Below are 22,739 nucleotides of genomic sequence, written 5' to 3' on the forward strand. Positions count from 1 at the left end.
AACAGGAGGTGCAAAGAAATGAGCCGTGTAGGTAAACGTATTATTGAAATTCCTAGCGACGTAACAGTCGAAATCAATGACAATACAGTCAGCGTAAAGGGCCCTAAAGGGGAACTTGTCAATACTTTCAATGAAAAAATGACTTATGAGCTTGAAGATAATACACTTCAGGTCGTCAGGCCAAATGATTCTAAAGAAAACCGTACGAATCATGGTACAACGCGTGCGCTTATCAACAATATGATCGTTGGCGTATCGCAAGGATTTACTAAGGAACTCGAACTTGTAGGTGTTGGTTACCGTGCGCAGATGCAAGGTAACAAACTCGTACTGAGTGTTGGGCTTTCTCACCCGGTTGAATTCGAACCTTCTGAGGACCTTACCATTACAGTGGAAGGCAACACGAATGTTAAAGTTGAAGGCATCAACAAAGAATCTGTTGGAGCACTTGCTTCTAAGATCCGTGCTGTACGTCCACCAGAGCCATATAAGGGCAAAGGTATCCGTTATAAAGGCGAACTGGTTCGTCAAAAAGAAGGAAAAACTGGTAAATAACTAAGTGGGGAGTGAACATTAATGATCGCAAGGATCGATAAAAATAAAGTCCGTCAAAAAAGACACGAACGCGTGCGCAGCAGACTTTCCGGTACTGCAGAAAGACCGCGTCTGAACGTCTATCGCTCGAACAAGCATATCTATGCTCAGTTGATTGACGACAATCAGCAGACTACTCTTGCAAGTGCTTCCACACAAGATCCAGATTTCAAAGGTGAAGTTGGATCCAACAAGGAAGCTGCAGCAGAAGTGGGAGCTTTGATTGCGAACCGTGCTAAAGACAAAGATATTAAAAGCGTAGTATTTGACCGTGGAGGCTATCTGTATCACGGACGTGTGCAAGCACTAGCAGAAGCAGCCCGCGAAAATGGTCTACAATTCTAATCGAAGGAGGGAATCACACTTATGGCTCGTAGAGAAGAAAAAGTACAAGAGTTCGAAGAACGTGTTGTTACAATCAACCGTATCGCTAAAGTCGTAAAAGGTGGACGTCGTTTCCGTTTCTCTGCACTTGTTGTTGTAGGGGACAAAAAGGGACGTGTTGGCTTTGGTACAGGCAAAGCACAAGAGGTGCCTGAAGCTATCAAAAAAGCGATCGAAGCAGCGAAGAAAGACCTCATCGAAGTACCGCTCGTAGACGGTACGCTGCCTCATGAAGTGATCGGCAGGTTCAGCTCAGGTAATGTATTGATGAAGCCAGCTGCGCCAGGTACAGGAGTTATCGCCGGTGGTCCGGTTCGTGCGGTATTGGAACTTGCGGGTGTAACTGATATACTAAGCAAGTCGCTTGGTGCGAATACTCCAATTAACGTTGTCCGCGCGACTATGACTGGACTCTCTGAACTTAAAAGTGCAGAAGAAGTTGCTAAATTGCGTGGTAAATCTGTAGAAGAGTTACAAAATTAAGGAGGGATTTACAGACATGGCAAAAATTAAAATCACCCTCAAAAAAAGCTTGATCGGAAAGACTGAAACACAAAGGCAGACAGTTGCTTCACTAGGACTGAAAAAGCTGCATCATTCCGTCGAGTTGGAAGATACACCTCAACTCAGAGGCCAAGTCGCAAAGGTTAATCACCTGGTCTCAGTTGAAGAGAAATAATTATATTATATAGGAGGTGCGGAGATGAAACTACATGAAATGAAGCCGGTTGAAGGCGCACGTAAAAGTCGTCATCGCGTCGGACGCGGTATGTCTTCAGGTAATGGACAAACAGCTGGACGTGGTCATGATGGTCAGAACTCCCGTTCAGGCGGTGGAGTGAATCCGACGTTTGAAGGTGGACAGCTACCACTTTTCCGTCGTATACCTAAACGTGGATTTACGAACATCAACCGTAAAGAATATGCAGTGCTTAATTTGAGCGATTTGAATCGCTTCGATGATGGTACTGAAGTAACACCTGAAATGCTGAAAGAAAATGGTATTGTTAAGGATGCTAAATCTGGTATCAAAGTGCTTGGCAATGGCACTCTTGAGAAAAAGTTAACAATTAAAGCTCATAAGTTTTCTGGTTCAGCTGCTAAAGCAATAGAGGAACAGGGCGGAAGCTACGAGGTGATCTAATGATCAGCACGATCTCCAATTTCTTTAGGATTAAAGAAATCCGAAGTAAGATCCTCTTTACTTTGGCAATGCTCGTGATCTTCAAAATCGGCACTTATATACCGGTTCCAGGTGTGGACCCGAGTGTATTTGATGCCGGAGCAGGACAACAGGGCGTGCTTGATCTAATGAACACCTTCGGTGGTGGCGCACTGATGAACTTCTCGATCTTGGCAATGGGGATCATGCCTTATATTACGGCATCGATCGTCGTCCAGCTTCTACAGATGGATGTAGTGCCAAAATTTGCCGAGTGGGCCAGTCAAGGTGAAGTAGGAAGGCGTAAACTGAGTCAGTTTACTCGTTATTTCACAATAATACTTGCGTTCATTCAATCATTGGGAATGTCCTTTGCTTTTAATCAGATGTTTGAAGGTATGCTTCTTGATAACAACAACATTGCATCGTATCTTCTGATTGCGCTCGTCCTTACTACAGGAACAGCGTTCCTCATGTGGTTAGGGGAGCAGATTACGACCCATGGGGTCGGCAATGGCATCTCAATCATCATATTTGCAGGTATTCTCGGAATACTGCCAAGTTCAATCATACAGCTGTACCAACAGAAGTTTTTAGGTGCAGATGACACAACAGTGGCTGTACTACAGATGGTCGGTTTGTTCATATTGCTGGTTCTTATTACAGCATTCGCAGTCTTTATACTGCAGGCTGTGCGTAAAATCCCAGTACAATATGCCAAGCGCCAGAGGACTTCGACCCAACTTGGGCCGCAGTCAACGTTCCTGCCGCTTAAAGTCAACCCTGCAGGGGTTATACCAGTTATCTTTGCTATGGCATTCTTCATGATGCCACAGACTTTGACACTGTTCTTCCCTGATGCAGGTTGGGCACAGACTGTGGCGAGACTCGCCGACCCCACCGATTGGATAGGCATGATATTCTATGTCGCACTGATTATCGCGTTCACTTACTTCTATTCATTCGTTCAGGTCAACCCTGAAAAAATGGCTGATAATCTCAAGAAGCAAGGGAGTTATGTCCCAGGTATACGCCCAGGTAGAAACACTCAGGAGTACATCACTTCGGTGCTTTACAGGCTCGTATTCGTAGGTTCTCTCTTCCTTGCAGGAATTTCGATCCTTCCACTGCTCATCACCAAATTCATGGATCTGCCTCAGGCAATCCAGATTGGCGGAACAAGCTTGCTGATCGTGATTGGTGTGGCACTTGAGACTATGAAGCAACTGGAAGCACAGGCGAACCAAAGAGAATATCGTGGCTTCAGAAAGCGCAGGTAGGAGGAAATCGTATGAATATCATTTTGATGGGATTACCTGGTGCCGGAAAAGGCACCCAGGCTTCCAAAATTATTAAAAAATACCCGATCCCTCACATCTCGACTGGGGATATGTTCCGTCTTGCTATCAAAAACGGAACAGAACTCGGTAAAAAAGCAAAGTCATTTATGGATGCGGGTGAACTGGTGCCTGATGAAGTTACAATAGGCATTGTAAAAGAACGTCTAGCCCAAAGCGATGCGAAGGAAGGTTTCCTGCTGGATGGCTTCCCCCGTACCGTGGAGCAGGCTGAAGCGTTGAACATCATCATGGAGGAGCTTGGGACAAAGATCGATAGGACGATTTTTGTGGAAGTGACCGAAGAAGAACTGATGAATCGTTTGACTGGGCGCCGCATCTGCGAAATTTGCGGCACGACTTATCACCTGGTGTTCAACCCACCTAAGCAAGAAGGCGTATGCGACCTTGATGGTGGTAAGTTGTATCAGAGAGAAGACGATAATCCTGAAACAGTTGCGAATCGTCTAGAAGTGAACATCAATCAGACAACACCGATGCTTGATTTCTATGAAAATCAAGGTGTTCTTGTTAAAGTGGATGGATCACAAGATATCGATGAAGTATTTGATGATGTCGATGAGATTCTGCAGAGTATATAGGGATATTCACCTCTACAGACGCTTTGGGTGAATATTACTTGTATGATAACGGAAAATATCCTAGTTCATATTTTGGCGTTAAGTGTAGATCAATCTTCACCTGAAGTGAATTTCTAAAAGAGTTTAGAAGCTGTAAAGGGGGAATTTGCAATGAGTAAACAAGATGTTATCGAACTGGAAGGCACAGTGCTGGATACACTGCCGAACGCCATGTTCAAAGTGGAACTGGAAAATGGGCATGAGATTCTCGCACATGTTTCCGGCAAAATCCGCATGAACTATATACGTATCCTTCCTGGAGATAAAGTAACAGTAGAAATGTCACCGTACGACTTGACACGTGGCAGGATCACTTATCGTTTTAAATAATGGACTCCACATTCTAAGGAGGTAAAACACATGAAAGTAAGACCATCAGTCAAACCTATCTGTGAGAAATGCAAAGTCATTCGCAGAAATGGCAAAGTTATGGTAATCTGTGAGAACCCTAAGCATAAACAGAAGCAAGGCTAATATATAATAACGGAGGTGTAACATATGGCTCGTATTGCAGGAGTAGACGTACCGCGTGAAAAACGCATCGTAATCTCACTCACTTATATTTACGGTATCGGTAAATCAACAGCACAGGAAATCCTTGGTAAAGCAGGTGTGTCTGAAGACACGCGTGTAAGAGATTTGACTGATGACGAACTGAATAAAGTCCGTGAAGTCATCGACACGTACAAAATTGAAGGTGACCTTCGCCGTGAGCAAAGCCTCAACATAAAGCGTTTGATGGAAATTGCCTCATACAGGGGAATCAGGCACCGTCGCGGACTGCCAGTGCGTGGACAGCATACAAAAAACAATGCCCGCACACGTAAAGGTCCAGTTAAAACAGTTGCTAACAAGAAGAAATAATTAGGGAAAAGGAGGAGAAAAAATGGCTCGTAGACAACAAACACGTAAACGTAGAGTGAAAAAGAATATTGAATCAGGCGTAGCGCATATCCGTTCAACATTCAACAATACGATTGTGACGATTACTGATGATTTCGGTAACGCACTGTCATGGTCTTCAGCTGGTGCACTTGGCTTCAAAGGATCCAAGAAATCTACACCATTTGCTGCACAGATGGCTTCTGAAACAGCTTCAAAAGCTGCTATGGAGCATGGCCTCAAAACTGTTGAAGTTACAGTAAAAGGTCCTGGTGCAGGCCGTGAATCTGCAATCCGTGCACTGCAATCAGCAGGGCTTGAAATCACAGCAATCAGAGATGTCACTCCTGTACCACACAATGGCTGCCGTCCACCTAAACGTCGCCGTGTATAATTACTGGTCACAGGAAAAATCCGAGTGTAATGTAATATACGTGGCTGCATAATATTTTCGACGTTTAAAGGGAGGATAAGTAGACAAATGATAGAAATCGAAAAACCTAGAATTGAAACAGTTGAAATGTCGGATGATTCTAAGTTTGGTAAGTTTGTTGTCGAACCTCTAGAAAGAGGCTATGGGACAACACTTGGAAACTCCTTACGTCGCATTCTGTTATCTTCATTACCTGGTGCGGCAGTCAAAACGATAGAAATCGAAAATGTGCTGCATGAATTCTCGACTGTAGATAACGTCGTAGAAGATGTTACAACCATCGTCACAAACATCAAGAAGCTTGCACTTAAAATCTATTCTGATGAAGAAAAAACACTTGAGATTGATTTTAGTGGTGAAGGCATTGTTACAGCAGGTGACATCACCCATGATAGTGACGTTGAGATTTTGAACCGCGACATGAAAATCGCGACAGTCTCAAACGGAGGCCAGTTGAAGATCCGCATGATAGCGAACCGTGGAAGAGGCTATACTCTTGCTGAAGTCAATAACAAGAGCGAAATGTCCATCGGCGTCATCCCTATCGACTCGATCTATACACCTGTCGAACGTGTCAACTACACTGTTGAAAATACACGTGTAGGTCAAATGACGAACTTCGATAAACTGACTCTCGACATCTGGACTGATGGATCAATAACACCTCAGGAGGCTGTGTCCCTTGCAGCTAAAATCATGACGGAACATCTGAATATCTTCGTCGGACTTACTGATGAAGCTCAGAATGCAGAAATCATGATTGAAAAAGAAGAAGATCAGAAAGAAAAAGTTCTGGAGATGTCAATTGAAGAACTGGATCTGTCAGTACGTTCCTACAACTGTCTGAAACGTGCAGGCATCAACTCTGTCCAAGAACTGACCGACAAGAGTGAAGCTGATATGATGAAAGTAAGAAACTTGGGACGAAAGTCTCTTGAAGAAGTCAAATTCAAACTCGAGGACCTCGGTTTGGGGCTCCGCAACGAAGACTGATAGAAGACTGATAAAGGAGGTAAATTTCAATGGGCTACAGAAAACTAGGACGTACGTCCGACCAGAGAAAAGCAATGCTTCGTGACTTGGCGACATCCCTTATCGTCAACGAACGCATCACTACTACTGAGCAGAGAGCCAAAGAACTCCGCAGAATCGTGGACAAACTTGTTACTCTCGGCAAACGTGGAGACTTGGCGGCAAAACGCCGTGCAGGCCAAACGGTACGTAATGTAGAGATTGCAAAAGAAGATGGGACAAGCCAGCATGCGCTTCAAAAACTCTTTGAAGACATTGCACCACGTTTTGAAGACCGTCAAGGCGGATACACAAGCATCAAGAAACTTGGTGAACGTCGTGGCGACGGTGCAGAACTGGTAGTTATCGAGTTCGTACAAGGCGCGGTTGAAGCTGAAGAAGCATAAATTATAAAAGCAGAATGAGTGTTACGATAATGTGATTTGCATCATATTGTCTAGCTCAACGTACCCTGCAGGCAATACACAAGATATGCGCGACTCCTATGCAGGGTACGCGCTTTTTTATTACATAAATATGGCGGTGGAGATATGATCAGGCTGGAAAATGTAGCTTACGGCTACAAGACAAGTGAACATAAGGCATTGGATTATGTCTCCCTATCCTTTCGTCAAGGAGATTGGATATCCGTCATAGGGCACAACGGTTCAGGGAAGAGCACACTCGTTAAAATCCTCATGGGTATTATCAATGAGTATGAGGGGACCATTACAGTTGACGGCACAGTGCTTGACGATACGAATGCATCGGCACTTCGTAAGCGTTTTGCCATAGTCTTTCAAAACCCAGACAACCAATTTGTGGGGGCGACCGTCGAGGACGATGTGGCCTTTGGTCTTGAGAATGATGGGGTGCCGCGTGAGGAAATGATCATCCGGACTGAGGCAGCTTTGAAAGCAGTCAATATGCTCGATTTCAGGAACCATGAACCCAGTCGTCTATCAGGAGGGCAAAAACAGCGGGTCGCCATAGCCAGCGCGCTTGCCATGGCGCCGGATGTCCTCATCTTGGATGAAGCAACCTCGATGATCGACCCTGAAGGGCGCCGGGAAGTGATGAAAATCTTGAGGACTATTCATAAGGAGCGCCAGACGACCCTTATATTCATCACTCATGATCTGGCAGAAATCGAGCACAGTGATCATGCCATAGTTATGGGTGACGGCAAAGTAGTCAGTGAGGGGACCGTAGAGGAAATATATCGAGACATTGATACATTAGTGGCGAGTCGTCTTGAACTCCCTTTTAATATGAAGTTATCCCACGGTCTGTTGGATGGCTCATTCATGTCATATGAAGAGCTGGTGGCGCGCCTATGAAGCTCCATATAGAGAACCTGACAGTTGTCTACCACCAAAGTACTCCGTTTGAACACTTGGCGTTGAACAATATTACGACGACATTTGAAGAGGGCGTATATTATGGGATCGTCGGACACACCGGGAGCGGCAAATCGACGCTTATCCAAACTTTAAACGGTCTATTATTGCCAAGTAGCGGCACGGTATACGCCGGTGACCTTGCGTTAAGGAAAAAGACGAAATACAAATATGTGCACGAAGTCAAAAAACACGTAGGGATGGTCTTCCAGTTTCCCGAGCATCAGTTGTTTGAGGAGACTGTTCTGAAGGATGTGATGTTCGGTCCGAAGAATATGGGTCTAGGCGAAAAGGAGGCTAAATCAAAGGCGGAATATTATTTGGAATTGATGAATGTAGACAATTCCCTATTTAAGGAGTCGCCGTTTGAACTCTCCGGTGGTCAGATGAGGAAGGTGGCGATAGCCGGTATACTGGCAATGGAGCCTGAAGTCCTTATCCTGGATGAGCCGACAGCAGGGCTCGATCCAAAAAGTCATAGTGAGACCATGCGCCTTTTTCAGCAGATTCATAAGGATATGGGGATTACCATCATTCTCGTCACACATGATATGAATGACGTCTTCGAATATACCGACCAAGTTAAATTGTTAAGCGGCGGGAATCTTGTCCGTGAGGGACGCACAGAAGATCTTTTGATGGACTCTGGCATCCTTGAGAATAATGCACTTGAACCACCGGATATTGTCAGGCTCATGAAAGATCTGAAAAAGAAAGGCCGGAGTTTCGAAAGCGTGCCACGCAACATAGAAGATTTTATTGCCCTCTATGAAGAACGGAGGAGTGCGGATGCTGAGTAAAATGTTATTGGGCAGGTACATCCCCGGCTCGAGTGTCATACACAAGATGGACCCCCGAGCAAAAATTTTGGCGGTAGTATTGTTCATGATTATTGTATTCTTCGCCAACCATTGGACAGGTTATGCGCTGCTGGTCACTTTTGTAGCATTCACAACCAAACTCGCTGCGCTCTCCTTCCGTTTCCTCTTCAACGGATTGAAACTTATATTCCTGATACTTCTGTTTACCTTCTCGATGCACCTTTTTCTGACTAAAGGAGGAGTAGTCCTGATCGACGGTGGCTTCTTCACAATAGAGTCAGAAGGTATCATCAGAGGGGTATATATCACCATCCGTCTGGCGCTTCTTGTACTGATCACGACGATACTGACTCTCACCACACGTCCTCTGGAGCTTACAGATGCTATAGAGCGATTGTGCAAACCCTTAAAAAAGCTTAGGGTGCCTGTACATGAAATTGCATTGATGATGTCAATCAGCCTCCGTTTCATTCCGACACTGATGGATGAAACGGAAAAAATAATCAAAGCTCAGAGCGCCCGGGGGTCTACATTTATGACAGGCGGGCTGAAGTCAAGGCTCGAAGCTCTGCTTCCGATCTTCATACCCCTGTTCATCTCTGCCTTCAAACGTGCAGAAGAAATGGCGGTAGCAATGGAAGTAAGGGGGTATCAGGGCGAAGAAGGACGCACCCACTACCGTATCCTCGATTGGCAGTTCAAAGACACAGCAGCACTCATATGCATCGTTCTGTTCGGCATCGTACTATGGCTAGTCAGACAGTAAGGAGTAAAGAATGCGATACTTGGTAAAAATCAGCTATAATGGTTCCCGGTTCAATGGTTTCCAATACCAGTTGGAAGGACGTACGGTACAGGGAGAAGTGGAGAAGGTTCTTGGACGTATGCATAAAAAACCTGTCAGGATTCATGCAGCCGGCCGTACAGACAGCGGTGTACATGCACGAGAACAGTTCTTTCACTTCGACTCAGACCTGAAAATCCCTGAAACAAAGTGGCAACATGCACTGAACAGTGCTATGCCTGATGATATCGCCATCCATCGCGTACAAGCGATCGATTCCGATTACCATGTGAGATACCACTCACACGGCAAAATCTATCGTTACCGCATCTATCAGGGAGCAGTACGCGACCCTTTTGAGAAAGGCTTGAAGACATATTATCCTTATGCACTCTCGGAAAGTAAGATGAGACAGGCGATGTCGTATTTTATCGGTACACATGATTTTACAAGCTTCTCAAGCGCCAAATCACCCATAGAAAACAAAGTCAGGCACATCTACGCTTTTGAATTGATAAAGACCGATAATGGCTATGATTTCCTGATAATCGGCTCCGGTTTCCTCTATAATATGGTTCGTATCCTCGTCGCCTATGTGCTTGAAGTCGGCCAAGGCAGATGGGAAGCTGAGAAAACTCCAAGCATAATTGCGGCAAAAGACCGCACGCTGGTGCCGAAGACCGCCCCCGCGGAAGGGTTGTATTTGGAGAGGGTATTTTTAGATGAAAAAGCACGCAATGACGCATTGGAAAATTTAAAAATCCCCCGGTGACACATTGACAAAATGAGCGATTAGGGTTATCATAGACAACGGTATAATTTTATATCACCCACGATAAGCCCCGGAAACTTATTGTGCATACAGATATAAAGCAAACGAAGCTTTTTAAAAATTTTAAGAGCAATTAACGCGCACTACTGATATATTTAGGAGGACTGGAAATGCGTCAAACATTCATGGCTAATGAAGCTAACATTGAACGTAAATGGTATGTTGTCGATGCAGAAGGACAGACGCTCGGCCGTCTCTCTTCTGAAGTCGCTGCGATACTACGTGGCAAGAACAAAGCCACATACACACCACACGTTGATACAGGTGACAACGTCATCATCATCAATGCAGGAAAAATTGAAATGACGGGTAATAAAGCCCAGGATAAAATGTACTACAGACACACAGGTCACCCAGGTGGAATCAGATCCATCTCTGCAGGCGACCTTAGGGAAAAGAACCCGGTACGTCTTTTGGAAAATTCCATCAAAGGCATGCTGCCTAAGAACAGACTTGGACGTGCACAGGGCAAGAAACTTCATGTATATGCTGGAAGCGAGCACAAGCATGAAGCACAAAAACCAGAAAAATACGAACTTCGCGGTTAAGGATAGGAGGTTAATTCATTGGCTAAAGTAGAATATACAGGAACAGGTCGTCGTAAAAATGCAGTAGCGCGTGTACGTCTCGTACCAGGTGAAGGCAATGTCACAGTTAACGGTCGTGACATGAGGGATTATCTCCCATTCGAAAGTCTTATACTGGACTTGAACCAGCCATTCGCGGTTACTGAAACACAAGGTAACTACGATGTATTGGTAAACGTTAAAGGTGGCGGCTTCACAGGACAAGCACAGGCAATCCGTCACGGTATCGCCAGAGCACTTCTGGAAGCAGACCCGGAAAACCGCGGTCCCCTTAAGAGAGCAGGCCTCCTTACACGTGACCCACGTATGAAAGAGCGTTACAAATACGGCTTCAAGAAAGCCCGTCGCTCACCACAGTTCTCAAAACGTTAATATATTTATATATATTGGAAAGCACTCCCCAAAGATTGGGGAGTGCTTTTTTGTTTTGGGAGTGAGGTTGTATATAGTTCTTAAGGCGTGATAAATTATGTATAATATTTAATAAGCCATTTTAGTAAAATTGAGCTATAGCCATTTAAAATAGGAATAAATTTCCATATTTTTGTTATATGGTAAAATAGATAGAAAGACGACATTTTATAAATAGAGGTACCCAAGAAAGAGGGAATGTTAAAAGTGGAAGAAATAGAGGTAGGGATTAAATGTAAGCTTCGTGTACAGAAGCATGGAGAAGTGTTCACACCGAAGAGGATAGTAAATCAAATGTTGGATACACCAGGAGTAAAAGAAGCATGTGAAAACTTACTGTCTACATTTCTAGAACCTTCTGCTGGGGAAGGTGTTTTCCTAGTTTCTATTCTTAATAGGAAACTCAATATGGTTGCCAAACAATACAATAGTGATTTAAGGCAATTCGAGAACTACTCCCTGTTAGCTTTATCAAGTCTTTATGGTATTGAGTTGCTAGAAGATAATGCACAGACATGCGCTTTAAATATGTTTCAAGAATATTATGAAGTATATCAAAAACAAGCTAACCATCATAATGGAAAGGTAAGAAAAAATGTATTAGATAGTGCAAAAGAAATCATTTCATCTAACATTTGCCAAGGGAACTTTTTAACTAGAGAAGCGGTAGATGGGAAGCCGTTGGTATTCAGTGAATGGGTTCCAATCAACCTGAAGAAAACAACCAAAATAATAAAAGTACAGAGAACAGAATACACCTTGGATGAGGTATATGAAAATATAGAGAAGGAATCAGGGAAGGTTCTTGATAAATTAACAAATAAATCTATACATCAACCTGAGCAAATGGACATGTTTGATTTATTAGAAGAAGATATTGATGATGAAATTTCAAAAGAAATGCGTTATATACCTGTTAATATTGTAGATGTATATAAAGCAGAAATGGAGGAAAATGATGGATAAGACAATAATTAAACCTTTTAGTGAAATTGAATATAAAGTGTATGGTTATACCTTACCTGAAGTTCCAACTCATGAGGGCTACGTAAAAATAGGAGACACGACACGTGAAGCAGTTACAAGGATTTTTGAGCAAGTAGGCACCGCTGGATTAAACCCTGAAGTTTTATTTGAGAAAAAAGCACAGAAATCAGATGGGGAATGGTTTCGTGATAAAGATTTACATAGATTTCTAATTCAAAATGGCATCCCAAAGAAAAACTTTAATGATCGTGCTAGTGAGTGGTTCTATTTTAATGGAAGATTGGAGAAAGCTGAAGAGTTAACGAATAAGTTTATTAACCGTGATTACGATGAGGTACAAATTGATGATAAGCATTCGGATTATATACTAAGAAATGAACAGCAGCAAGCTGTTGAAAAAACATATGAATATTATCAAAGTAAGCAGGGACCCAGAGAGTTTTTATGGAATGCAAAACCACGTTTTGGGAAAACACTAACAACATATGATTTTATTAGAAACCTTAAGGCAACGAATGTCTTAATTGTAACGAATAGACCAGCAATCGCTAACTCGTGGTATGATGATTTCCAAAAATTTATCGCTTGGCAAGAACCACAGATGAAGTTCGTGTCAGAAACAGATGCATTGAATGGAAAAGGGATGACGAGAGATCAGTATCTTGAATATATAAATACAACTAATCATGATAATCCTACACAAATTGCCTTTATTTCATTGCAGGATTTAAAAGGTGCAGAGTTTGCAGGAGGCGTATATAAAAAATTAGAGTGGCTAGCTGGCCTGAACTGGGATCTGCTCGTAATTGATGAGGCTCACGAAGGAATAGATACTAGAAAAACTGACATAGCTTTTAGTCAATTAAAAAGAGACTTTACCCTGCATTTATCAGGTACTCCGTTTAAAGCTTTAGCCAAAGGTGATTTTTCTCAAGAACAAATATTCAATTGGTCCTATGTAGATGAACAAGAGGCTAATGAAAATTGGGATGCAACAATTGGCGGCAACCCTTATGAAAGCTTGCCTACGTTAAATTTGTTTACGTACCAAATGAGTAAAATGGTTGAAGATGAAGTGTCTGCAGGACTAACAATAGAAGAAGAGAAAAATGTCGATTATGCATTTGATTTAAACGAATTTTTTAGAGTGAAAGAAAATGGCCGATTTGAGTATGAAAAAAGCGTGATTCGCTTTTTAGACAATCTGTCTTCTGGCAAATTTCCGTTTTCCGAAAATCAATATCGTAATGAATTAAATCATACATTTTGGCTTTTACCTCGTGTTAATGCAGCCAAAGCACTTGAACAGCTGTTAAATGCTCATCCTACTTTTAAAGATTATAATATCGTCCTTGCAGCAGGAGATGGTGTGAGCCTAAATGATGGAGTAGAAGCAGAGGCGCTTGATTTAAAAGAAAATACAAAAAGCTTTGATAAAGTGAGAAATGCAATTGAACAAAATGATAAGACAATAACACTTTCTGTAGGACAACTGACAACTGGTGTAACGATACCAGAATGGACAGCTGTATTCATGTTAAACAATATTGAATCTCCTAGTTTGTATTTTCAAGCTGCGTTCAGGTCACAGAACCCTTTTGAATACGACAAAGAGGGAGCACGCTTTCGTAAAGAGAATGCTTATATATTTGACTTTTCACCAGATCGAACATTAAGACTCTATGATGATTTTGCTAACAACTTATCTAGTGGAGGTTCTAAGACAAGTGAGGAAAGAAAGAGTAAAATTAAGAAGCTATTAAATTTCTTTCCAGTCATTGCTGAAGATGAAAATGGTTCAATGCATGAAATAAACGCTTCTGAAGTTTTAACGATTCCAACTCGTATCACCTCAAGGGAAGTAGTAAAAAGAGGATTCATGAGCAATTTACTATTTGCTAATATATCAGGCATTTTTTCAGGAGATTCACCATTTAAAGAAATTCTAGATAAAATACCGCCTGAAAAAAATAAAAGATTGGATAAGCCGCGTGATGTCTCCATCACTGATCCTCATTTAAATGAAGAGGGAGAAGTAGAGATACCAAAAGAAGTTGTATTGGGTAAATCAAATGAACTGTTTGGAGATAAAATATATTCATCAATTGAAGTGGTGGATGAAGTGGTATCATCCTTGGAAGAGGTTGAGGAAAAACAAAAAGAATCCATTAAAAAGCTTGCAGAAGATATAACCACATCATTTTCTGATGGTTTCAGTAACTTAAAGAACTCTTTCAAGCTGAACAAAGTACAAGCTGATCGATTACAAAATTCAGTAAATAATTCTATTGAGGACGTTATAACTGAGAAAAGTCTGTCTTTGGGCAACCAGGTTAATGAAATAAAAGCAAAATACGAAAAACGGAAGCAAGAAGCAGAAGAGAGAGAAGATGAAGAAGAGTTAAAAGTAGTAATTGAACAATATGAAGAAGAAAAGCAAAAGATTGAAGAAACTTTCTCTAAGGAAATTAACAAAGAAGTAGAAAATACAATCAATACTGTTGTAGAAGAGCAAATAGAAAAAGTAGAAGAAAAGAAAAAGAAAACAACAGAAGATGATGTACGGGATCATCTACGAGGTTTTGCCCGTACAATACCTGCGTTCTTAATGGCGTATGGTGATGAAAATACGGAATTAGCAAACTTTGAAAAGCATATCGATGAAGCTACCTTTGAAGACCTTACAAGTATCACAATTGAAGAATTCAAGAAGCTCCGTGATGGCTTTGAATACGAGGATGATGAAGGAGAAATAAAAGTCGTTCATGGTTTATTCAACGAAGTAGTTTTCAATGCAAGTATACAAGAGTTCTTAGATACTAAGAAACGTTTGGCAAATTACTTTGATGATAGTTTGGAAGAAGATATTTTTGATTATATTCCACCACAGAAAACGAATCAAATATTCACTCCAAAAAGAGTAGTTAAAAAAATGGTCAATAAATTAGAGGAAGAGAATCCGGGTATATTCTCTATCAAAACAATGAAATTTGCTGATTTATATGCTAAAAGTGGATTGTACATTACAGAGATAGTGAAGAAGCTAAACATTGGATTGAAAGAACAGATCCCTAACCAGCAAGAACGTATTAGATGGATTATGGAAAATCAAATATACGTGTGTGCACCTAACAATATAATTTACAATATAGTTAAGAATTTCATATTTAATGGGGTAGATTATGTATCAAATCAAAACTTGATTTTAGAAAATACAATGGAATTAGCAAGACAAGAAACATTAGCATCAAGTGTTGATAAAATATTTGGAGATGGTGATTTGAAGTTCGATGTTATAATAGGAAATCCTCCTTACCAGAATGAAGGCGTTGGAGAGGTAGCAAGAGATGAACCAATTTATAATAAATTTATGGAAGAATCCTATAAAATAGCAAGCAAAGTCTGTTTTGTAACCCCTGCTAGATTTTTATTTAATGCAGGCCAAACTCCAAAAAAATGGAATGAAAAAATGTTAAATGATAAACATTTGAAAGTTTTGTACTACGAACAGAATTCAGCTAATGTTTTTTCCAATACTGATATAAAAGGTGGAATTGCAGTAACTTACCGTGATACAAATAAGGATTTCGGTGCTATAGGCACTTTTACTCATATAGAAGAATTAAATTCAATATTAGATAAAGTATTAAACGAGAATTTTTATTCATTTAATAACCTTCTTTACGGAAAAAGTAGTTATAAATTCACATCTAAAATTTATGAAGATAACCCTTCTTTAAAAGGTAGAGTGTCAAAAAATGAGGAAAAAGCTATTGGTTCTAATGTTTTTGAAAAGATTCCTGAGATTTTCTTTGATACGAAGCAAAGTAATGGTCAAATTCAAATTTTAGGTCGTAAAAATGGATTGCGCATATTTAATTGGATTAATAAAGATTATATTGAGAGTCATCCTAATTTAGAAAAATATAAAGTTATTCTTCCTGCAACAAATGGTACAGGGGCATTTGGCGAAACCTTATCTACTCCTATTATAGGCGAACCATTTATTGGCTATACACAAACATTTATTTCTTTCGGATCTTTCGATGAAAGGTCGACAGCAGAAAATGTATTAAAGTATATTAAGACAAAATTTGTGCGAGCGTTGCTTGGTTCTATGAAAATAACTCAACACAATCAAACAAAAGAAGTCTGGAAAAACATTCCAATTGAGGACTTTACGTCTACATCGAAAATTGATTGGTCAAAATCTATTTCTGAAATTGATCAACAACTCTATGAAAAGTATTCTTTAATCAAAGAAGAAATAAGATTTATTGAAGACAATGTAAAACCAATGGATTAGCCAATAATATATTTAAGTAATACCAAGAATTTTAAATAACATAGTAATATATTACAAAAATACCAGCATAGTGCAATCATAGTGACTTCCAAAATTTTTTGCTCGCTCTAGTTGATTCTACTATTCTCGATTCTACCCAGGACCCAGCCGGTCCTGGTTTTCTTTAATAAGAACAATAGAATGTATAGAAGTAATAGATAATCCTTAAACTGAATTTTTCTAATTAATAGTATAGTAAGGCTATGTTATACTTATCTTATTGAATTGTAAAAAAATAAGGGGGGTTAATAATGGTTATACCTATATCAACACTAGAATCTTGGTCAAACCAAGGAGCCACGCAAACACCGAAATCTTTAAGAGAAAAAATAGAAAAAAAACTTACTGAATCTGATTCGAGAATTACAAGAAAGAATCAGCTTGATATTTATCTTCAAGGCTCATATAGAAATAATACAAATATATATGGGAATAGTGATGTTGATGTCGTTGTTCAACATAATGCTACTTTTTTTAGCGATATTTCCGATTTAGATGCATATGAGACGACTATTTATAAACGTACATTCAGTAATGCTACTTACACTTGGCAGGATTTTAAAAACGAATTGATAGAGACACTTGAAAATGCTTTTGGTTCGTATAATGTAGAAGTTGGTAACAAATCTATAAAAATAGACAACGGAAGTTATGAAGCTGATGTAGTTCCTTGTTTTGAGTATCGTAAATATACTTCATTTGGTGAAAATGAAGAAGATAGAGAATATATTCCTGGAATAAAATTCTATACCACTAATGAAAATCGTGACGTAGTTAATTATCCAAAAGAACACTATTCAAAAGGTGCTGCTAAAAATCAACGAGTTAATAAGAAGTATAAACCTGTGGTAAGAATATTTAAAAACATTAAAAGAAAGTTGATCGAAAAAGATATGATCAACAAAGAGCAAGCCCCTTCGTATTTTATAGAGAATTTACTTTATAATGTACCAGATAAATGTTTTGATAACATTAACGTTTCCACAAGAGTTTACGATGTTACTAAATGGTTACAAGATAACAATGGTTCATTTTCACAATTTATATGTCAAAATGAACAAATTAAGTTGTTTGGGGAGAGTCAAGAACAATGGAATGAAGAGGACGCATATACATTTCTCACACAAACTATTAATCTTTGGAACGAGTGGTAAGTATGCATGAATACAGTATTGATGTAGAACATAACAAAATTCTTTTTTACTTGTCAGCATTATCAATTTTATTTTCAGGTATAATCGCTACCCTCTTAAATGTATTAATAGAAAAAATTCCTTTCATAGAGTTTACTGTGTCGATTACTGCAATAGGTATTTTTGGTATTTTACATTCTTTATTCAATAAATTTATTTGGAAATGGAAGTTTCTTAAAACAATCGGAATAGTAAAAGTTCCCGATTTGAATGGTAAATGGAAAGGAGAATTTCGATCTTCTTTTCATAATTTTGACGAGAGTTTTCCGGTTATTCTGATTATCGAACAAACATGGTCAAAGATTTGTATTAGAGGAAAATTTAATCATTCTAAGTCATCGAGTAATACAGCATCATTAAAAATTAATGAAGGTGGAGGAATTAAGTTACTTTATTCTTATTATAATGATAAAGACCCTCAATATTATGAAATAGGTACTAGCAACCACCGAGGTTATGCGAGTTTAGAAATAAATGAAGATTCAATGGAAGGGCATTATTTTAATGATCCAACCAATAACAAAAATCATGGAAAACTCACACTATCAAAAAGATCCTGATTATTAAATAGATAAAACTTAATGTAAAAAAACAGGATGGCTTTGCTATATACTATTGTGTCTAGGGGTCTAAAATTATGAATTTTTAATAATTAATATATGATTTATTTAAATCCACAAACTTTTATATAACAGTAGATTATATATTAACAAAATGTATTCAACTAACATCTATCATGTTGGTTCAAATTGGTTCAAGTGATATCATTTTTAATCCATTTTCATACATTTTTATCCATATAACAATTTCCAAAACATTGATATAAATGGATTGCGATGCATTCAACACCCTTAGAATTTATCTGTATATTTCTCAAAACGTTAATATTATTTTACAACCCCTTCAACCATTTAAGGTTGAAGGGGTTTTTCTGTTTACTTTGTTACGAGAATTTAAAATAACTCCCAATTTCTTGTTTATATGTTTAAGGCTGAACGGGAAAGGCTATTGCTATATATGATAACAGTATACATTATATAAACAAAGGTAAGGAAGGGATACAATGAAGGCGGTAACATTCCAAGGTAAGAAATCAATGGTTACAAAAGACGTGGCGACACCGGATATACAAGACAACAAAGATATGATCGTCCGTATCACTGCAAGTGGAATATGCGGATCAGATCTTCATCTATACCATGGTGGAATAGTCCCAGAAGAAGATTATGTCATTGGACATGAACCGATGGGTATCGTGGAAGAAGTGGGTTCTGAAGTCAAGCATCTGAAAAAAGGCGACCGTGTGGTCATTCCATTCAATATCGGTTGCGGAGAGTGCTTCTTCTGCAAGAACCAGATGGAAAGTCAATGTGATGAATCCAATCCTCATGGAGAAGTAGGCGGGTTGTTTGGGTTCGCGGAGCCCAATGGTAATCATCCAGGCGGCCAAGCGGAATACCTACGCGTGCCATACGCCGACTTTACTTCATTCAAAGTGCCTGAATCCAGTGAGTTGAAAGATGAGCAGGTCATGCTGCTCTCTGACGTGCTGCCGACAGCCTATTGGAGCGTGGAACATAGCGGCATGAAGAAAGGCGACACTGTCATTATATTGGGCTCAGGTCCAATTGGACTTATGGCGCAGAAGTTCGCATGGATGAAAGGCGCTGAACGTGTCATAGCTGTAGACCAGGTGGACTACAGGCTCAAGCATGCGAAGAAAACAAACAATGTTGAAACATTCAACTTCAAGGATAATGAACAGATCGGCAAACTTCTTCATGAAGAGACGAAAGGTGGCGCGGATGTAGTCATCGACTGCGTCGGCATGGACGGCACGGTACCGCCGAATACAGAATTCGGCTCAGAGATGGATAACCAGTTCGGTACCATCAGCCCGATAGTAACTGCTTCGCAGTCTGTCAGGAAGTTCGGTACAGTACAGCTTACTGGTGTCTATGCATCAGAAGCCAATGCTTTCCCGCTTGGTGATTTCTTCACACGCAACGTATCGCTCACGATGGGTCAGGCTCCTGTCATCCACCTTATGCCTGAAATTTATGAGAAGATCGAAAACAATGAATTTGACCCGACTGATATCATCACCCACAAGATGGATCTCGATGATGCAGGAAAAGCGTATGATATCTTCGACAGGAAAGACGACGACAGCATCAAGATCATATTCAAGCCATAATCTTATGAATGTGATGAAGGAAAAGGCAGTTTGACAATGTGACCTTAAACAATTTCATATTCTATCATGTAGATTAAAGGCATCTGAAGCAATTGGAGGATTAAATTTTATCTTCAATTACTAGGATGTCTTTTGATTTATAGCCAGAAAATGTCTGAACCTTTACCTATGGGGAAAAGATATAGTAATAATAGAAGGGAGGAAGGCGTATGGCGTTTGATTATGACATGGATTTTGACTCGATCGATTTCAGGGAACAGCCTGAATTATATAGGGTCGGCAGGGGAGAGCAGGGCGTACTGATGGTCGAGCCCTATAAGAGTGAGATATTGCCTCATTGGCGCTTTAAAACGCCTGATATCGCAAAAGATTCTTCTGAAAAAATATATGCCATGTATCTGGATTATAAAAAGTCAGGGGATTTCGTCGGAATGGATATGTCACGAAAATTTCTGCAGATGGGATATACTCGCGCGCGTCGTTATGCAAACTATAAAGGGGGACGCAAGTACGATGAAGAGGGCCATGTAAAAGAGAGGGAGATTGATTCACAAAAGGCAGAAGCGGCTGAAATTTTTGAGAAGAAATGGATAAAGGTCAGGGAAGATGAAGAATATCTTGCACTTAAGAAAGAACATCAAAAGAAGTATGGATGATGATTACGATGAAGAAGACGGCGCAGGAAGACATGTTGGGCATACGCGCTCTGATATAATGGAGCCAAGGAGAGTGACGCCATGAAAGTACTCGTTGATGCGGACGCATGTCCCGTAAAAGACATCGTGATTGATGTGACCGCCCGCAAATCTTTACCGGTCGTACTGGTATCCAGCTTATCCCATTATTCATCAAAAGATCTTCCTGCCCATGTTGAGAGCATCTATGTCGAAGCGGGACCAGATGCAGCGGATTTCCGCATTGTAAAATTGGCTGAGAGTGAAGATATAGTTGTTACCCAGGATTATGGCTTAGCCTCATTATTGCTGCCTAAAGGCTGTACAGTTCTTCATCACAAAGGGTTTACGTACACCAGTGATAATATCGGTTATCTTCTTGAGACCCGTTATATGGGTGCTATGATACGAAAAGGAGGTGGCCGAACGAAAGGTCCTAAACCTTTATCCAAAGAGGACCGTAAGGCATTTTCGGAGCTTTTTCTTCAAAAGATTGAACAGCTGGCCATGGAGTAGATGACTATACTAACTTAAAAGATTTATAGTAATAGCAAAACTGATAGAATAAGGAGGGATGTATATAAATGGATGTTAAATTTCCAATCGGTGAATTGAGTGTACCAGATAAGGTTGGCAAAGCGGATGTTGAAGAGTGGGTTGCCCAAATTGAAACGTACACCAAACGTCTGAGGGAACAAGTGGATGGGCTGACGGAGGAGCAACTTGGAAAGACGTATAGAGAAGGTGCATGGAATGTGCGCCAATTGGTCCACCATATAGCAGATTCCCAGTTGAATATGTACCAGCGTCTGAAACTCGCCTTAACGGATGACGCGCCTAAAGTACCAGAATTTCTTCAAGAGGAATGGATAGCCCTGCCTGATATGGATCTTCCAGTGGAAAGTTCAATCAAAATGCTGGAAGGTATGAATGCGCGTATTGCTTCGATTGGACATAGTCTCACTGAAGCTCAATTGGACCGTTATTTTGTGCATGATACGAATGGTGAAATAACGGTTGCCACAAAGATGGCAAAACTTGCCTGGCATGAAGAACACCATCTTGCCCACATCAAAATCGCACTGTCCAATTGATCAGCCGGAATAGCTGGTGGTAAAGTAAGGGGGTTCGGGATGGATATTGATTTCGAATATATACACACAAATGGTGTTGACCTGCATGTCGCTGTTGCGGGTCCCGAAGAAGGTAGACTGGTAATATTACTCCATGGCTTCCCTGAGTTCTGGTACAGCTGGAGGAGACAGATACGTGTATTGGCCGAGGCAGGGTATCGGGTGGTCGCTCCTGACCAGCGCGGATATAACAAAAGTGATAAGCCTGCAGGCGTGGAATCATACGCCATAGAGATACTCAAAGAAGATGTAATCGGGCTCATCGATTATTTCAATCGAGATAAAGCGGCGATTGTTGGCCATGACTGGGGTGGTGCAGTGGGGTGGCACCTCGCGAGTGTCAATCCCGAAAGAGTAAGGTGTTTTACTGCGATCAATATGCCCCATCCAGGTGTATTTCCAGAAGTCATAATGACTAAGCCCACCCAAATCCTGAAGAGCGCCTATATGCTTTTTTTCCAGGTTCCACGTCTTCCCGAAGCCATCATGAGTTTTAAAGACTACAGTAGCATGGAACAAGCATTGAAGGTCACGAGTAGAAAAGGTACATTTTCCGATAAGGAGCTCGGTGCGTATAATATTGCCTGGTCTAAGGATAATGCGTTGAAAAGTATGTTGAACTGGTATCGGGCGATCTCCCATAGTATAAAAAGCATCGACAAGAAATCCAAAGTGGAGGTGCCTGTAAAAATCATCTGGGGCAGTTCAGATCAATTTCTTTCGCAACGGCTAGCAGAGGAGAGCCTTAAGTATACCCGGACTCAAAGAGTGGTATGGGTGAATGGTGCTACGCATTGGGTCCATCAAGAGTACCCTGATTTCGTCAATGACCAGATACTGAAATTTTTAGATGAACATAAGTAAGGAAAGCAAACCTTTGTAAGGAAAGCAAACCTTTGTCATAACCGTCTGACTTCATGTCAGGAATATA

At 40.5% G+C, this 22,739-nt stretch carries 28 protein-coding genes; all 28 read left to right on the forward strand.

Annotated features, from left to right (window positions below; all coding sequences use genetic code 11):
* Positions 1-18: 18 nt before the first annotated feature.
* The 28 genes from rplF (at position 19) to ACFFLE_RS05735 (ending at position 22,672) form a co-directional block, all read left to right on the forward strand.
* Positions 19-555 carry a 50S ribosomal protein L6 gene (rplF, locus tag ACFFLE_RS05600; RefSeq protein ID WP_380570159.1) on the forward strand — a complete coding sequence of 179 codons (537 nt, stop codon included), beginning with the start codon at positions 19-21 and terminating at the stop codon, positions 553-555.
* 21 nt (positions 556-576) lie between these two features.
* Positions 577-939: a 50S ribosomal protein L18 gene (rplR, locus tag ACFFLE_RS05605; protein ID WP_380570160.1), complete on the forward strand. Its 363-nt coding sequence runs from the start codon at positions 577-579 to the stop codon at positions 937-939.
* 21 nt (positions 940-960) lie between these two features.
* The gene (rpsE, locus tag ACFFLE_RS05610; RefSeq protein WP_344701562.1) at positions 961-1,461 is read left to right on the forward strand and encodes a 30S ribosomal protein S5; all 501 of its coding nucleotides are present in this window, start codon (positions 961-963) and stop codon (positions 1,459-1,461) included.
* A 16-nt stretch (positions 1,462-1,477) separates the two neighbouring features.
* Entirely contained in the window at positions 1,478-1,657 is a 180-nt protein-coding gene (rpmD, locus tag ACFFLE_RS05615; protein WP_344701560.1) for a 50S ribosomal protein L30, read from the forward strand.
* A gap of 24 nt (positions 1,658-1,681) precedes the next feature.
* Positions 1,682-2,122: a 50S ribosomal protein L15 gene (gene rplO / locus ACFFLE_RS05620; protein WP_344701558.1), complete on the forward strand. Its 441-nt coding sequence runs from the start codon at positions 1,682-1,684 to the stop codon at positions 2,120-2,122.
* The gene (secY, locus tag ACFFLE_RS05625; RefSeq protein WP_380570161.1) at positions 2,122-3,420 is read left to right on the forward strand and encodes a preprotein translocase subunit SecY; all 1,299 of its coding nucleotides are present in this window, start codon (positions 2,122-2,124) and stop codon (positions 3,418-3,420) included. The genes rplO and secY overlap by 1 nt, the downstream gene beginning before the upstream one ends.
* 11 nt (positions 3,421-3,431) lie before the next feature.
* Entirely contained in the window at positions 3,432-4,079 is a 648-nt protein-coding gene (locus ACFFLE_RS05630) for an adenylate kinase (RefSeq protein WP_380570162.1), read from the forward strand.
* Between the two features lie 150 nt (positions 4,080-4,229).
* A complete protein-coding gene (gene infA, locus ACFFLE_RS05635; RefSeq protein WP_017547668.1) occupies positions 4,230-4,448 on the forward strand; it encodes a translation initiation factor IF-1 in 219 nt (72 codons plus the stop codon).
* A 30-nt stretch (positions 4,449-4,478) separates the two neighbouring features.
* Entirely contained in the window at positions 4,479-4,592 is a 114-nt protein-coding gene (gene rpmJ / locus ACFFLE_RS05640) for a 50S ribosomal protein L36 (protein ID WP_017473641.1), read from the forward strand.
* 24 nt (positions 4,593-4,616) lie between these two features.
* Positions 4,617-4,982, forward strand: a complete 366-nt coding sequence (gene rpsM / locus ACFFLE_RS05645; RefSeq protein ID WP_344701551.1) for a 30S ribosomal protein S13 — start codon at positions 4,617-4,619, stop codon at positions 4,980-4,982.
* Between the two features lie 22 nt (positions 4,983-5,004).
* Complete coding sequence (rpsK, locus tag ACFFLE_RS05650; protein WP_344701549.1) at positions 5,005-5,394, forward strand: 30S ribosomal protein S11; 390 nt, start codon at positions 5,005-5,007, stop codon at positions 5,392-5,394.
* Between the two features lie 87 nt (positions 5,395-5,481).
* A complete protein-coding gene (locus tag ACFFLE_RS05655) occupies positions 5,482-6,426 on the forward strand; it encodes a DNA-directed RNA polymerase subunit alpha (RefSeq protein WP_380570163.1) in 945 nt (314 codons plus the stop codon).
* Between the two features lie 29 nt (positions 6,427-6,455).
* Positions 6,456-6,851 (forward strand): 50S ribosomal protein L17, encoded by a 396-nt coding sequence (rplQ, locus tag ACFFLE_RS05660; RefSeq protein WP_344701545.1) that lies wholly within the window; start codon positions 6,456-6,458, stop codon positions 6,849-6,851.
* Positions 6,852-6,995: 144 nt separating this feature from the next.
* The gene (locus tag ACFFLE_RS05665; protein WP_380570164.1) at positions 6,996-7,784 is read left to right on the forward strand and encodes an energy-coupling factor transporter ATPase; all 789 of its coding nucleotides are present in this window, start codon (positions 6,996-6,998) and stop codon (positions 7,782-7,784) included.
* On the forward strand, positions 7,781-8,644 hold the full coding sequence (locus tag ACFFLE_RS05670; protein WP_380570165.1) for an energy-coupling factor transporter ATPase: 864 nt from the start codon (positions 7,781-7,783) through the stop codon (positions 8,642-8,644). The genes ACFFLE_RS05665 and ACFFLE_RS05670 overlap by 4 nt, the downstream gene beginning before the upstream one ends.
* Entirely contained in the window at positions 8,634-9,431 is a 798-nt protein-coding gene (locus ACFFLE_RS05675) for an energy-coupling factor transporter transmembrane component T family protein (protein ID WP_380570166.1), read from the forward strand. The genes ACFFLE_RS05670 and ACFFLE_RS05675 overlap by 11 nt, the downstream gene beginning before the upstream one ends.
* A 10-nt stretch (positions 9,432-9,441) precedes the next feature.
* Positions 9,442-10,221: a tRNA pseudouridine(38-40) synthase TruA gene (truA, locus tag ACFFLE_RS05680; RefSeq protein ID WP_380570167.1), complete on the forward strand. Its 780-nt coding sequence runs from the start codon at positions 9,442-9,444 to the stop codon at positions 10,219-10,221.
* 170 nt (positions 10,222-10,391) lie between these two features.
* Positions 10,392-10,829 carry a 50S ribosomal protein L13 gene (gene rplM, locus ACFFLE_RS05685; protein ID WP_380570168.1) on the forward strand — a complete coding sequence of 146 codons (438 nt, stop codon included), beginning with the start codon at positions 10,392-10,394 and terminating at the stop codon, positions 10,827-10,829.
* Positions 10,830-10,847: 18 nt separating this feature from the next.
* Positions 10,848-11,240, forward strand: coding sequence for a 30S ribosomal protein S9 (rpsI, locus tag ACFFLE_RS05690; RefSeq protein WP_344701532.1), 393 nt, complete (start codon positions 10,848-10,850; stop codon positions 11,238-11,240).
* Between the two features lie 237 nt (positions 11,241-11,477).
* On the forward strand, positions 11,478-12,245 hold the full coding sequence (locus ACFFLE_RS05695) for a DNA methyltransferase family protein (RefSeq protein ID WP_380570169.1): 768 nt from the start codon (positions 11,478-11,480) through the stop codon (positions 12,243-12,245).
* On the forward strand, positions 12,238-16,572 hold the full coding sequence (locus ACFFLE_RS05700; RefSeq protein WP_380570170.1) for an Eco57I restriction-modification methylase domain-containing protein: 4,335 nt from the start codon (positions 12,238-12,240) through the stop codon (positions 16,570-16,572). The genes ACFFLE_RS05695 and ACFFLE_RS05700 overlap by 8 nt, the downstream gene beginning before the upstream one ends.
* A 290-nt stretch (positions 16,573-16,862) precedes the next feature.
* On the forward strand, positions 16,863-17,765 hold the full coding sequence (locus ACFFLE_RS05705) for a nucleotidyltransferase domain-containing protein (protein ID WP_380570171.1): 903 nt from the start codon (positions 16,863-16,865) through the stop codon (positions 17,763-17,765).
* Positions 17,766-17,767: 2 nt separating this feature from the next.
* On the forward strand, positions 17,768-18,364 hold the full coding sequence (locus tag ACFFLE_RS05710; RefSeq protein ID WP_380570172.1) for a Cap15 family cyclic dinucleotide receptor domain-containing protein: 597 nt from the start codon (positions 17,768-17,770) through the stop codon (positions 18,362-18,364).
* 503 nt (positions 18,365-18,867) lie between these two features.
* Positions 18,868-20,001: an alcohol dehydrogenase catalytic domain-containing protein gene (locus tag ACFFLE_RS05715; protein WP_380570173.1), complete on the forward strand. Its 1,134-nt coding sequence runs from the start codon at positions 18,868-18,870 to the stop codon at positions 19,999-20,001.
* Positions 20,002-20,210: 209 nt separating this feature from the next.
* Positions 20,211-20,657: a DUF4385 domain-containing protein gene (locus ACFFLE_RS05720; protein ID WP_380570174.1), complete on the forward strand. Its 447-nt coding sequence runs from the start codon at positions 20,211-20,213 to the stop codon at positions 20,655-20,657.
* Between the two features lie 81 nt (positions 20,658-20,738).
* Positions 20,739-21,191: a YaiI/YqxD family protein gene (locus ACFFLE_RS05725; RefSeq protein WP_380570175.1), complete on the forward strand. Its 453-nt coding sequence runs from the start codon at positions 20,739-20,741 to the stop codon at positions 21,189-21,191.
* A gap of 68 nt (positions 21,192-21,259) precedes the next feature.
* A complete protein-coding gene (locus tag ACFFLE_RS05730; protein ID WP_380570176.1) occupies positions 21,260-21,769 on the forward strand; it encodes a YfiT family bacillithiol transferase in 510 nt (169 codons plus the stop codon).
* A gap of 39 nt (positions 21,770-21,808) precedes the next feature.
* A complete protein-coding gene (locus ACFFLE_RS05735; protein WP_380570177.1) occupies positions 21,809-22,672 on the forward strand; it encodes an alpha/beta fold hydrolase in 864 nt (287 codons plus the stop codon).
* Positions 22,673-22,739 lie beyond the last annotated feature (67 nt).

The sequence above is a fragment of the Salinicoccus siamensis genome (genome assembly GCF_042429615.1).
GTDB lineage: Bacteria > Bacillota > Bacilli > Staphylococcales > Salinicoccaceae > Salinicoccus > Salinicoccus siamensis.

Coding starts and splice junctions, on each gene's coding strand:
- rplF (WP_380570159.1), top strand. CDS start 19: ATGAGCCGTGTAGGTAAACGTATTATTGAAATTCCTAGCGACGTAACA.
- rplR (WP_380570160.1), top strand. CDS start 577: ATGATCGCAAGGATCGATAAAAATAAAGTCCGTCAAAAAAGACACGAA.
- rpsE (WP_344701562.1), top strand. CDS start 961: ATGGCTCGTAGAGAAGAAAAAGTACAAGAGTTCGAAGAACGTGTTGTT.
- rpmD (WP_344701560.1), top strand. CDS start 1,478: ATGGCAAAAATTAAAATCACCCTCAAAAAAAGCTTGATCGGAAAGACT.
- rplO (WP_344701558.1), top strand. CDS start 1,682: ATGAAACTACATGAAATGAAGCCGGTTGAAGGCGCACGTAAAAGTCGT.
- secY (WP_380570161.1), top strand. CDS start 2,122: ATGATCAGCACGATCTCCAATTTCTTTAGGATTAAAGAAATCCGAAGT.
- ACFFLE_RS05630 (WP_380570162.1), top strand. CDS start 3,432: ATGAATATCATTTTGATGGGATTACCTGGTGCCGGAAAAGGCACCCAG.
- infA (WP_017547668.1), top strand. CDS start 4,230: ATGAGTAAACAAGATGTTATCGAACTGGAAGGCACAGTGCTGGATACA.
- rpmJ (WP_017473641.1), top strand. CDS start 4,479: ATGAAAGTAAGACCATCAGTCAAACCTATCTGTGAGAAATGCAAAGTC.
- rpsM (WP_344701551.1), top strand. CDS start 4,617: ATGGCTCGTATTGCAGGAGTAGACGTACCGCGTGAAAAACGCATCGTA.
- rpsK (WP_344701549.1), top strand. CDS start 5,005: ATGGCTCGTAGACAACAAACACGTAAACGTAGAGTGAAAAAGAATATT.
- ACFFLE_RS05655 (WP_380570163.1), top strand. CDS start 5,482: ATGATAGAAATCGAAAAACCTAGAATTGAAACAGTTGAAATGTCGGAT.
- rplQ (WP_344701545.1), top strand. CDS start 6,456: ATGGGCTACAGAAAACTAGGACGTACGTCCGACCAGAGAAAAGCAATG.
- ACFFLE_RS05665 (WP_380570164.1), top strand. CDS start 6,996: ATGATCAGGCTGGAAAATGTAGCTTACGGCTACAAGACAAGTGAACAT.
- ACFFLE_RS05670 (WP_380570165.1), top strand. CDS start 7,781: ATGAAGCTCCATATAGAGAACCTGACAGTTGTCTACCACCAAAGTACT.
- ACFFLE_RS05675 (WP_380570166.1), top strand. CDS start 8,634: ATGCTGAGTAAAATGTTATTGGGCAGGTACATCCCCGGCTCGAGTGTC.
- truA (WP_380570167.1), top strand. CDS start 9,442: ATGCGATACTTGGTAAAAATCAGCTATAATGGTTCCCGGTTCAATGGT.
- rplM (WP_380570168.1), top strand. CDS start 10,392: ATGCGTCAAACATTCATGGCTAATGAAGCTAACATTGAACGTAAATGG.
- ACFFLE_RS05695 (WP_380570169.1), top strand. CDS start 11,478: ATGTTAAAAGTGGAAGAAATAGAGGTAGGGATTAAATGTAAGCTTCGT.
- ACFFLE_RS05700 (WP_380570170.1), top strand. CDS start 12,238: ATGGATAAGACAATAATTAAACCTTTTAGTGAAATTGAATATAAAGTG.
- ACFFLE_RS05705 (WP_380570171.1), top strand. CDS start 16,863: ATGGTTATACCTATATCAACACTAGAATCTTGGTCAAACCAAGGAGCC.
- ACFFLE_RS05710 (WP_380570172.1), top strand. CDS start 17,768: ATGCATGAATACAGTATTGATGTAGAACATAACAAAATTCTTTTTTAC.
- ACFFLE_RS05715 (WP_380570173.1), top strand. CDS start 18,868: ATGAAGGCGGTAACATTCCAAGGTAAGAAATCAATGGTTACAAAAGAC.
- ACFFLE_RS05720 (WP_380570174.1), top strand. CDS start 20,211: ATGGCGTTTGATTATGACATGGATTTTGACTCGATCGATTTCAGGGAA.
- ACFFLE_RS05725 (WP_380570175.1), top strand. CDS start 20,739: ATGAAAGTACTCGTTGATGCGGACGCATGTCCCGTAAAAGACATCGTG.
- ACFFLE_RS05730 (WP_380570176.1), top strand. CDS start 21,260: ATGGATGTTAAATTTCCAATCGGTGAATTGAGTGTACCAGATAAGGTT.
- ACFFLE_RS05735 (WP_380570177.1), top strand. CDS start 21,809: ATGGATATTGATTTCGAATATATACACACAAATGGTGTTGACCTGCAT.